The organism is Streptomyces qaidamensis (genome assembly GCF_001611795.1).
GTDB classification, from domain to species: domain Bacteria; phylum Actinomycetota; class Actinomycetes; order Streptomycetales; family Streptomycetaceae; genus Streptomyces; species Streptomyces qaidamensis.
Genome location: NZ_CP015098.1, coordinates 7,396,529 through 7,408,836, shown reverse-complemented (window position 1 = coordinate 7,408,836; position 12,308 = coordinate 7,396,529). Strand labels below are relative to the sequence as shown.

Below are 12,308 nucleotides of genomic sequence, written 5' to 3'. Positions count from 1 at the left end.
CGTCGGGATGACGGGCCAATGTCGCTTCGATCTCGCCGAGTTCGATGCGGAAGCCGCGGATCTTGACCTGGTGGTCCGCTCGCCCGAGATACTCCAGCCCGCCGTCCCGCAGACGGCGTGCCAGGTCACCGGTGCGATACATCCGCGTACCGTCGCCCGCGAACGGATCCGCGACGAACCGCTCCGACGTCAGCCCCGCACGATCCAGATACCCCGTCGCCGGAGCACGACCACCGACATACATCTCCCCCAGCACCCCGAACGGCACCGGACGCAACCACTCATCCAGCACATACACCCGCAGATCCGGGATGCCCTCACCGATCAGACTCCGCGACTGCCCCGCCGCCAGCTCCCCACCCATCGGCAGATACGTCACATGCACGGTCGTCTCGGTGATCCCGTACATGTTCACCAGCACCGGCGCACGATCACCATGACGCGCGAACCAGTCCGCCAGACGAGACGGCTCCAGCGCCTCACCACCGAACACCACATACCGCAACGCCAGATCGGCACCCGGCCGCTCCGCATCCACCTGACTCAGCTGATGGAACGCCGACGGCGTCTGATTCAGCACCGTCACCCGCTCCCGCACCAGCAAGTCCAGGAAATCAGCCGGAGAACGGCTCACATCATGCGGCACGACCACCAGCCGCCCGCCATACAACAACGCGCCCCACAACTCCCACACCGAGAAGTCGAACGCGAAAGAGTGGAACAACGTCCACACGTCATCCGGCCCGAAACCGAACCAGCCGTCCGTCGCGGTGAACAACCGCACCACGTTCTGATGCGCCACCACCACACCCTTGGGACGCCCCGTCGAACCCGACGTATAGATCACATACGCCGCATGCTCCGGCACCAACCCACCCCGACACCCGGCAGAACCAGAAACCGGCATCCCCGCCAGCTCCCCCACCACCACCGGATCATCCAGCACCAACACAGCACCACCGAAGGACCCGAGCCGCTCCACAACCCCAGCCGCCGTCACCAGCAGCTTCGGCCGGCAGTCCCGCACCGTGAACGCGATACGGTCCGCGGGATACGCCGGATCCACCGGCACATACGCCGCACCCGCCTTCAACACACCAAGAATCGCCACCACCAGATCCGCAGACCGCGGCAACGCCAACGCCACGAAATCACCAGGCCCCACTCCCCGACCCAGCAACACATGCGCCAACCGCTCAGCCCGCGCATCCAACTCCCCGTACGACAGCGCCTCACCACCGAACACCACCGCCGTACGCTCCGGCCCCTCAGCCACCCGCGCCTCGAACAACGCCGGCACCGTCGACCGCACACCCCCACCACCCAACCCACCAGCCACAAGCACACGCTCCTCAGCCAGCAGGACATCCACCTCGCCGATGCGCGCCGATGGCCGCTCGGCGACGGCGGTCAGGACGCGGACGAACCGCGTGGCGATCGCGTCGGCGGTGTGCCGGTCGAAGAGGTCGGTGCGGAATTCCACGGTGCCGCGCAGGCCGGTGGGTGCGCCGCCGTCCCCGTGCCGTTCCTCCACGACGAAGGAGAGGTCGAACTTCGCGGCGCGGGTGCTGACGGGGTGTCCGGTCACGGTGAGCCCGGGCAGCTGTCCGACGGTGTCCAGCGCGTCCTGCCGGTCGGAGCCGTCGACGGTGAGGGACACCTGGAACAGGGGGTGGCGGCCCAGGGACCGCTCGGGGTTGAGCGCGTCGACGAGGCGCTCGAAGGGGACGTCCTGGTGGTCGTAGGCCGCCAGGTCGGTGGTGCGCACCCGGTCCAGCAGTTCGGTGAAGGCAGGGTTGCCTGAGGTGTCGGTGCGCAGGACGAGGGTGTTGACGAAGAAGCCGATCAGGTCCTCGAGTGCCTCGTCGTTCCGGCCGGCGACGGGGGTGCCGATGGGGATGTCGTGGCCCGCGCCGAGTCGCGTCAGGAGTGCGGCGAGTGCGGTCTGCACGACCATGAAGAGGCTGGCTCTGCTGCTGTGGGCGAGCCGCAGCAGCCCCTCGTGGACCTGTGCGGGCACCTCGAAGGCGACCTCGTCACCGTCCTCGGACGCGACCAGGGGCCGCGGGTGGTCGGTGGGCAGGGTGAGTTCGGCCGGCAGCCCGGCGAGCGCCTCGGACCAGTGGGCCAGTTGGCGCGAGATCGCGGAGTCCGGGTCGTCCTCGGAGCCGAGGTGTGTGTGCTGCCACAGGCTGTAGTCGGCGTACTGGACGGGCAGCGGCGCCCAGTGGGGTGCCCGGCCATCGGCGCGGGCGGCATAGGCGGTGACGAGGTCGCGGGCCAGCGGCTGGAGCGACCAGCCGTCGGTGGCGGCGTGGTGGATCACCAGCATCAGCACGTGCTCGCGCGGGCCGACCGCGTACAGCCGGGCGCGCAGCGGTGCGTCGGCGGTGAGGTCGAGACCGGTGCGCGCGGCGTCGGCGAGCACGGCGTCCAGCCGGTCCTCGGTGACGTCCTCGACGGGCAGGCCGGGCAGGGCCTCGGCCGGGTGCAGGATCTGCTGGCGGGGTCCTTCGTCGTCCTCGGCGAAGACGGTGCGCAGCGACTCGTGCCGGGTGACGAGGTCACGCAGGGCCGCGCCCAGAGCGTCGCGGTCGAGGTCGCCGGACAGCCGGAGCGCGGCCGGGATGTTGTAGGCCGGGCTGGGTCCCTGGAGGTGCTGGAGGAACCACAGCCGCTGCTGCGCGTACGACAGGGGAATGCGCTCCGGCCGGGGCTCGGCACGGGTCAGCGCAGTGCGCGCCGCGTCGGCCGTAACGAACCGCCCGGCCAGTTCGGCCACCGTGGGCGCCTCGAACAGGGCGCGTACGGACAGTTCGGCGCCGAGGGCGGCACGGATGCGGCCGATGAGCCGGGTCGCGAGGAGCGAGTGCCCGCCGAGGGCGAAGAAGTCGTCGTCCACGGTGACCTGCGCGACGCCCAGGACGTCGGCGAACAGACTGCACAGGATCTCTTCGCGCGCTGTGCGCGGGGCACGTCCCTCGCTCGCTGCGCTGATCGGGTCGGGAGCGGGCAGCGCCTTGCGGTCCAGCTTGCCGTTGGGGGTGAGCGGCAGCGCGTCCAGGGTGACGAACTGGGACGGCACCATGTACTCGGGCAGTTCGGCCGCAGCGTGCTCCCGGAGCGCGCGGTGGTCCGGTGCGCCGTCCGCCGGGACGACGTAGGCGACGAGCCGCTTGTCACCGGGCCGGTCCTCATGGACGACGACGGCCGAGCCGGCGACCGCCGGATGCGCCACGAGAGTCGCTTCGATCTCGCCGAGTTCGATGCGGAAGCCGCGGATCTTGACCTGGTGGTCCGCTCGCCCGAGATACTCCAGCCCGCCGTCCCGCAGACGGCGTGCCAGGTCACCGGTGCGATACATCCGCGTACCGTCGCCCGCGAACGGATCCGCGACGAACCGCTCCGACGTCAGCCCCGCACGATCCAGATACCCCGTCGCCGGAGCACGACCACCGACATACATCTCCCCCAGCACCCCGAACGGCACCGGACGCAACCACTCATCCAGCACATACACCCGCAGATCCGGGATGCCCTCACCGATCAGACTCCGCGACTGCCCCGCCGCCAGCTCCCCACCCATCGGCAGATACGTCACATGCACGGTCGTCTCGGTGATCCCGTACATGTTCACCAGCACCGGCGCACGATCACCATGACGCGCGAACCAGTCCGCCAGACGAGACGGCTCCAGCGCCTCACCACCGAACACCACATACCGCAACGCCAGATCGGCACCCGGCCGCTCCGCATCCACCTGACTCAGCTGATGGAACGCCGACGGCGTCTGATTCAGCACCGTCACCCGCTCCCGCACCAGCAAGTCCAGGAAATCAGCCGGAGAACGGCTCACATCATGCGGCACGACCACCAGCCGCCCGCCATACAACAACGCGCCCCACAACTCCCACACCGAGAAGTCGAACGCGAAAGAGTGGAACAACGTCCACACGTCATCCGGCCCGAAACCGAACCAGCCGTCCGTCGCGGTGAACAACCGCACCACGTTCTGATGCGCCACCACCACACCCTTGGGACGCCCCGTCGAACCCGACGTATAGATCACATACGCCGCATGCTCCGGCACCAACCCACCCCGACACCCGGCAGAACCAGAAACCGGCATCCCCGCCAGCTCCCCCACCACCACCGGATCATCCAGCACCAACACAGCACCACCGAAGGACCCGAGCCGCTCCACAACCCCAGCCGCCGTCACCAGCAGCTTCGGCCGGCAGTCCCGCACCGTGAACGCGATACGGTCCGCGGGATACGCCGGATCCACCGGCACATACGCCGCACCCGCCTTCAACACACCAAGAATCGCCACCACCAGATCCGCAGACCGCGGCAACGCCAACGCCACGAAATCACCAGGCCCCACTCCCCGACCCAGCAACACATGCGCCAACCGCTCAGCCCGCGCATCCAACTCCCCGTACGACAGCGCCTCACCACCGAACACCACCGCCGTACGCTCCGGCCCCTCAGCCACCCGCGCCTCGAACAACGCCGGCACCGTCGACCGCACACCCCCACCACCCAACCCACCAGCCACAAGCACACGCTCCTCAGCCAGCAGCACGTCGATGGCGTGCAGGGGCAGCCCGGGTCGTTCGGCGACCGCGTGGAGCAGGCTCAGGAGGCGGGTCGTCAGGGAGCGGGCGGTGGCTTCGTCGAACAGGTCGGTGGCGAAGACCAGGGCGGCGCGCAGGCCGTCGGGGTCGCCGTCGGGCGTGCGCCGCTCGGCGAAGCCGAGGACGAGGTCGAATTTGGCGGAGCCGGTCGCCGCACCGTGTTCCGTGACGGTGAGGCCGGGCATGGCCGTACCGATCCGCTCGTGGGCCGGCCCGTCGGCGTCGAAGGTGAGGACCACCTGGAAGAGGGGGTGGCGGGCGAGGGAGCGTTCGGGTTTGAGCTCCTCCACGAGTCGTTCGAAGGGCAGGTCCTGGTGGGCGTAGGCGGCCAGGTCGGCCTCGCGGACGCGGTCCAGGAGCTCGGCGAAGGTGGGATCACCTGAGGTGTCGGTGCGCAGCACGAGCGTGTTGACGAAGCAGCCCACGAGGCGCTCCACCGCCTCGTCGCCCCGTCCGGCCACCGGGGTGCCGATCGGCACGTCCGTGCCCGCGCCCAGCCGGGACAGCAGCGCGGCCAGCGCCGCCTGCATCACCATGAACACACTGACCCGGTGCTCGCGGGCCACCTCGGCCACGCGTGTGTGCAGTGCGGCCGGCACCTCGAACTCCAGGCGGTCGCCCCGGTTCGAGGCGACCGCCGGACGCGGCCGGTCCGCCGGCAGCGCCAGTTCCTCCGGCAGTCCCGCCAGCCGGTGCCGCCAGAACTCCAGCTGACCGCCCAGCAGCGACCGAGGATCGTCGCCCGACCCCAGCACCTCACGTTGCCACACCGCGAAATCGGCGTAGTGCACGGGCAGCGGCTGCCAGGCCGGGGCGGCTCCGTCGAGCCGCGCCGCGTAGGCGGCGGCGAGGTCCTCGGCGAGCACGGGCAGGCTCCAGCCGTCGGCAGCGATGTGGTGGAGGAGGACCAGCAGAACGTGCTCGTCCCCGCCCGTCTCGAAGAGGGTCACGCGCAGCGGCGGTTCGGCGGTGAGGTCGAAGGGGTGCCGGGCGGCGCCGGCCAGTTCGCCCTCGAGCCGTTCGGTGTCCGTGGTGACGAGGGTCAGGTCGAGGGCGGCGTCGTCCCGGACCACCTGGTAGGGCCCGTCGGCGTCCTCGGCGAACGTGGTGCGCAGCGGCTCGTGGCGGGCCACGACGTCGTCCAGGGCGGCACGCAGCGCGTCCCGGTCCAAGTGGCCGGACAGGCGCAGCGCCATGGGCAGGTTGTAGGTGGCGCCGGGTCCTTCGAAACGGTGCAGGAACCAGAGGCGTTCCTGCGCGTAGGAGAGGGGGAGGCGGTTGGGCCGCGGGCGGGCGGTCATGGGGGGACGGGCCCGGTCGGCGGTCGCCAGTGCGTCGGCGACGCCGGCCACGGTCGGCGTGCGGAAGACGCGCTGGAGGGGCAGTTCGGCGCCGAGGACGGTGCGGATGCGGGAGACCAGCCGGGTCACCAGCAGCGAATGACCACCCAGATCGAAGAAGGAGTCATCGACTCCGACATCGGCAACCCCCAGAACCTCGGCGAACAGACCGCACAGGATCTCCTCACGCGGACCCCGCGGCAACCGGCCCGAACCCACCCGGTACTCCGGCGCAGGCAGAGCACGACGATCCAGCTTCCCGTTCACCGACACCGGCAACGCGTCCAGCACCACCACCGCCGAAGGCACCATCCCCTCCGGCAACCGCTCACCCACCCACGAACGCACCACACCCGCGTCCACCACACCACCGGCCGACGGCACGACATACGCCACCAGACGCACATCACCCGCACCCTCGTCCCGCACCACCACCGCACACTGACCCACACCCGGCGCAGAAGACACCACACCCTGCACCTCACCCAGCTCCACCCGCTGACCGCGCACCTTCACCTGATCATCGACACGGCCCACGAACACCAGCTCACCGCCGGCCGTCCACCGCACCAGGTCACCCGTGCGATACATCCGCGACCCCGACGCCCCCAACGGACACGCCACGAACCGCTCCGCCGACAACCCCGCACGACCCCAATAACCGTGCGCCAACTGCACACCCGCCAGATACAACTCCCCCACCACACCCACCGCCACCGGCCGCAGACCACCGTCCAGAACGAACACCGACGTGTTCCACACCGGACGGCCGATGGCGACGGCCTGGGTGCCCCGCTCGGCGGGCGTGCAGGGGTGGTAGGTGACGTCCACGGACGCCTCGGTGGGGCCGTAGAGGTTGTGCAGTTCCGCGTCGAGGGTGTCGGTGAACCGGTCGCGCAGCTCGCCGGGCAGGGCCTCGCCGCTGCAGATCACCCGGGTGAGGGTCGTGCACTCGCAAGCGGCGGGCTCGGACAGGAAGACACCCAGCATCGACGGCACGAAGTGTGCGGTCGTGATGCGCTCGTGCTGGATGAGTTCCGCCAGGTAGACGGGGTCGCGGTGGCCGTCCGGCCGTGCGACGACGAGCGTGGCGCCGGTGATCAGCGGCCAGAAGAACTCCCAGACGGAGACGTCGAAGCCGGCGGGTGTCTTCTGCAGGACGTGGTCGTCGGGGGTGAGCGCGTAGGTGTGCTGCATCCACAGGAGGCGGTTGACGATGCCCTGGTGCGGGACGACCACACCCTTCGGACGGCCCGTCGAACCCGACGTGTACATCACATAAGCAGGCCCCTCGGGCACAGCACGCGCCACGAACTCCCCATCACCAGGCAGCGGTTCGTCCACACACAACACCGGCACCCCCACCGGCACCCGCGACACACCCTCCGCCACCGTCAGCACCACCGACGGAACCGCATCCTCCAACACATACCGGACCCGCTCGGGCGGATAACCCACATCCACCGGCACATACGCAGCACCGGCCTTGTGCACCGCCAGCAACGCCACCACCAACTCCACCGACCGGGGCACCATCACACCCACCCGGTCACCCACACCCACACCACGCCCCGCCAGCAACCCCGCCAACGCACACGCGCGCGCATCCAGCTCCGCATACGACAACGACACACCCTCGAACACCACCGCCGTCGCCCCCGGCGACCGCCGCACCTGCTCCACGAACAAATCCGCCAACGACACCGACGGCACCACCCGCCCCGTCGCGTTCCACTCCTCCACCACCCGCCCACGCTCACCCGCCGACAGCACGGCGAGGGCGCTGACGGGGCGTGCGGGGTCGGCGCACGCCTGGTCGATGACGCGCAGGAGCCGTTCGGCGAGCAGGTGGGCGGTGCCGGGGGTGAAGAGGTCGGTGCTGTACTCGAGGCCGCCGTACATGCCGGCGGGTGAACCGTCGGCGGTGAAGCGCTCGCCGAAGTCGAAGGACAGGTCGAACTCGGCGGTGCCGGTGTGGCTGGGCAACAACTCGGCGTCGAGTCCGGACAGACGGCGCAGGGCGCCGATACCGTCGTGCCGGTAGGTGTTCTGGAAGGCCAGCATCACCTGGAACAGAGGGCTGCGGGACAGCGACCGGGACGGGTTGAGCGCACCGACGAGCCGTTCGAAGGGCAGGTCCTGGTGGGCGTATGCGGCGAGATCGGTCTCCCGGACGCGGGTCAGCAGTTCGGCGAACGTGGGGTCGCCGGACAGGTCCGTGCGCAGCACCAGCGTGTTGACGAACACGCCGACGAGCTCTTCGAAGTCCTCGTGGACGCGTCCGGCTATCGGGGAGCCGATCGGGATGTCGTCACCGGCGCCGAGCCGGGACAGCAGGGCGGCCAGGGCGGCCTGCATCACCATGAAGACGCTCACGTCGTGGGCCCTGGCGACAGCGGTGACCCGTGCGTGGAGTTCGGCGGGGACGTCGAAGGCGTGGTGGGCGCCCGCGCCGGTGGACACGGCGGGGCGGGGGCGGTCGCCGGGCATCGGCAGTTCGTCGGGCAGGTCCGCCAGGGCCTGCCGCCAGTGCGCGAGTTGGCGGTCACCGAGACTGTCGGGGTCGCCGGGCTCGCCGAGGTGGGCGTGCTGCCACAGGGCGTAGTCGGCGTACTGGAGCGGCAGTGGCGCCCAGTCGGGGGCGTGGCCCTGCCTGCGGCCGGCATACGCGGTGGCCAGGTCACGGACGAGGCGTTCCATGGACCAGCCGTCGGCGGCGACATGGTGGACGACGAGCAGCAGGACGTGTTCGGTGTCGGACGTGGCGAACAGCCGTGCGCGCAGGGGCGGTTCGGCGGCCAGGTCGAAACGTTCCCGGGCGGCCCCGGCGAGGGCGGTGTCGAGCTCGTCGGGGGCGACCGGCAGCACCGGCAGCAGGGGGTGTGCCGCGCCGGCGGGCAGCACGGTCTGGCGCAGGCCCTCGGTGTCCTCGGTGAGGAGGGTGCGCAGCGGCTCGTGACGGGCCACGACGTCGGCGAGGGCGGCGCGCAGTGCGTCCCGGTCGAGGTCGCCGGCGAGCCGGAGGGCGGCGGGGATGTTGTGGGTGGCCGAGTCCTGGGCCTCCAGGCGGTCCAGGAACCACCAGCGGCGCTGCCCGTAGGAGGCGGGGACGCGTTCGGGGCGGTTGCGGACGGGGACGGGCCGGGCGTCGTCGGCGCCGCCGGCGTCCGCCGACGCGATGTGGCGGGCCAGGCCGGCCGGGGTGGGGCTGTCGAACAGCTGACGGACGGACACGTCCGCCCGGAAGGCGGCGCGGATCCGGGCGGCCAGGCGGGTGGCCAGCAGGGAGTGCCCGCCGAGGGCGAAGAAGTCGCTGTCGGGGCCGACCTGGGGCAGCCCGAGGACGCGCGCGAACAGCTCGCAGAGCAGCTCCTCGTGCGGGGTGCGGGGGGCGCGGGCGGGGGTGTCGTCGGCGTACTCGGGGGCGGGCAGCGCCTTCCGGTCGAGCTTGCCGTTCGGGGTGAGCGGCAGGGCGTCGAGCAGCACGATCGCGGCCGGGACCATGTACTCCGGGAGCGTGTCGGCCAGTTGCTCGCGCAGCGAGTCGGGGTGTGCACCGCCGGACGGGACGGCGTATCCGACGAGCCGCAGGTCACCGGACCGGTCCTCGCGGGCGACGACGGCGGCCTGGGCGACCTCGGGGAGCCGGGCCAGCCGGTTCTGGACCTCGCCGAGTTCGATGCGGTGGCCGCGGATCTTGACCTGGCCGTCGGCCCGGCCGACGAAGACGAGGGTGCCGTCGTCGCGCCTGCGGACGAGGTCGCCGGTGCGGTACATGCGGGCGCCCGCGTCGCCGTGGAGGTCTGCGTGGGGGTCGGCGACGAAGCGTTCGGCGGTGAGGCCGGGGCGTTTCCAGTAGCCGCGGGCCAGGCCGGTGCCGGCGATGTAGAGCTCGCCTGCGACGCCCGGGGGCACGGGGCGCAGGGCACCGTCGAGGACGTAGGCGCGCGTGTTGGCGAAGGGCCGGCCTATGGGCACGGGGCCGTCGTAGCCGGGGGTGCCCGGTTCCAGTCGGTGGTCGAGGCAGTTGACGGTGGCCTCGGTGGGTCCGTACGCGTTGTAGACGACCGCGTCGGGGTGGCGGCGGCGCCAGGCGTCGAGGACGGCGCCGTGCAGGGCCTCGCCGCCGATGACGAGGGTGTCGCTCGGCGACGCGGCGCGGGGCAGGGCGTCGAGGAGCTCCAGGTGGCTGGGCGTGACCTTCATGAACGTGGGTTGTTCGCCGGTGTGCGCGGTGTCCTCGCCCAGTTCGGCGACGCGGACGGTGCCGCCGCTGACGAGCGGTGTGTACAGCGCCGTGACGGTCAGGTCGAAGGCGACCGGCGAGTGCAGGAGGGAGGTCCCGGCGGCGGCCGGGTACTCCTGCCGGGCGCGCTGGAGGTAGGCGGCCAGCGAACGGTGCTCCACCACCACGCCCTTGGGCCGGCCCGTCGAGCCCGACGTGTAGATGACGTACGCCCGGTGCCGCGGCAGCGGCCCCTGGGTGGACCGGTCGGCGGAGTCCTGCGGGCCGGCGGTCGTGTCGGGGTCGTCGACGACGAGGCGCCGCGACGCGGGCGCGGGGACCTGGTCGGCGAGCCGGCTGTCCGTCACGACGAGAGCGGGGTCGCAGTCCTGCAGTACGTAGCGGATCCGGTCCGCCGGATAGGTGGGGTCCACCGGCACATAGGCGGCACCGGTCCGCACCACGGCGAGCAGGGCGACCACCAGGTCGGCGGAGCGGGGCAGCACCACCGCGACGAATGTCTCCGGGCGGGCCCCGGCCCGGCGCAGCCGCCGGGCGAGACGTTCCGCGCGTGCGTCCAGTTCGGCGTACGTCACCACGGTGCCGTCGACGTCGAGGGCCGGACGGGTGGGGGTGCGCCGCACCTGCTCGGCGAACAGGGCGGGCAGGGTGGTCTTGGGCACCTCGCGGGCGGTGTCGTTCCACTCGACGAGGGCGCGCCGCGTGTCCTCGGCGTCCAGGACGTCGGCCCGTCCGACGGGCAGGGCGGGACCCTCCAGCAGCCCGGTGAGGAAGCCGAGGAACCGGTCGCGGTGGGCGAGCAGCTCGGAGTCCTCGTACAGGTCGGGGTGCGCGTCGAAGTCGACGTGGATGCCGCCGGTGCCGTCGGGGGCCCCACTGATGTGCACGGAAAGGTCCCTGACCCGTCCGGTGGACAGCTGGCGGGCGATGACGGTGCGGCCCGCGAGGTCGATGGACAGGTCCTGGGCGACGAGGTTGACGACCGGTCCGGTGAGCGGGAGCGCCGCGGTGCGGCCGAAGTCCCGGTGGAGGTCCTCGCCGCGGTAGCGCTGGTGCCGGACGGCGTCGCGCACCTGCCGGTCGGCCTGGACGACCAGGGCCTCCAAGCTGGCGGCGGGGTGCACGCGCAGCCGCAGCGGCACTTCGTTGGCGAGCATGCCGGGGGTGGTGAGGGCGGCGCGGCTGGTGCGGGCGGCGACGGGGAAGCCGAGAACGACGTCCCGCACCGAGGTGAGGCGGTGGAGGTAGGCGGCGACGGCGGCTAACAGGACGACGGTCCAGCGGGTGCGGGCCGTGCCGGCCGCCGCGAGGAGGGCGGCGACCTGCGGCTCGGACAGCCGGACCCCGGCGCGCAGTTCACTGTGGGCGGGCTGCGCGGAACCGGCCGCGAGCCGGGGCGGCTCCGGCGGGTCGGCGAGGGCGTCGCGCCAGTACGCCCCGTCCCGGTCGTGGGCCGGGGAGCCGAGGTAGGCGGCGTCGTCCGCCAGGAGGTCGTGCAGGGTGCCGAACGGGGTGGGGGGCGTGTCGGCGTCCTTGGCGAACGCCGTGTACAGCTCGGCGATCCGGCGGCAGTGGAGGATCTGCCCCCAGCCGTCGAGGGCGATGTGGTGGTAGCGGAAGGCGAGGATGTGGCGGTCCGGGGCGAGACTCAGCAGCGCGTGCCCGTAGAGGGCGTCGCGGGCCGGATCGACAGGGGTGGCCAGATCGTCCCGCATCCAGGCGAGGGCGGCGGCGTACGGGTCCGCTTCGCCGCTGAGGTCGACGTGGCGCGGGGGCGCCGCGTCGGGCACGGTCCGCAGCCACAGGCCCTCGTCGTCCTCGGCGAAGCGGACGCGCAGCGCCGCGGTGTCCTCGACGGCGCGGACGACGGCTCGGTCGAGCAGCCCGGAGTCCACCGGCGCGTCGATGTCGAAGAACACGCCGCAGTTGTATAGCGGGCTGCCGGGCTGCAGCTGCTGTGCGACCCAGATGCCCAGCTGCGCCGATGACGCCCGGTAACGCGGGGCTCCGTCCTTGGACATGCTCACATCCGCCCTTTCTCCGGCTCGTTCGGGACGTGCGCGCCGGTGCCCGGGACGTGCC

The 12,308-nt window shown here is 71.7% G+C and carries 1 protein-coding gene (cut by a window edge); it reads right to left on the bottom strand.

The features are described from left to right. A protein-coding gene (locus A4E84_RS32725; protein WP_063827587.1) for a non-ribosomal peptide synthetase crosses the window boundary here: on the bottom strand, positions 1 to 12,247 show its 5' portion. It extends 2,015 nt beyond the left edge of the window; only the first 12,247 of its 14,262 coding nucleotides appear in the window; the start codon lies at positions 12,245 to 12,247; its stop codon lies off the left edge, out of view. Positions 12,248 to 12,308: the final 61 nt, after the last annotated feature.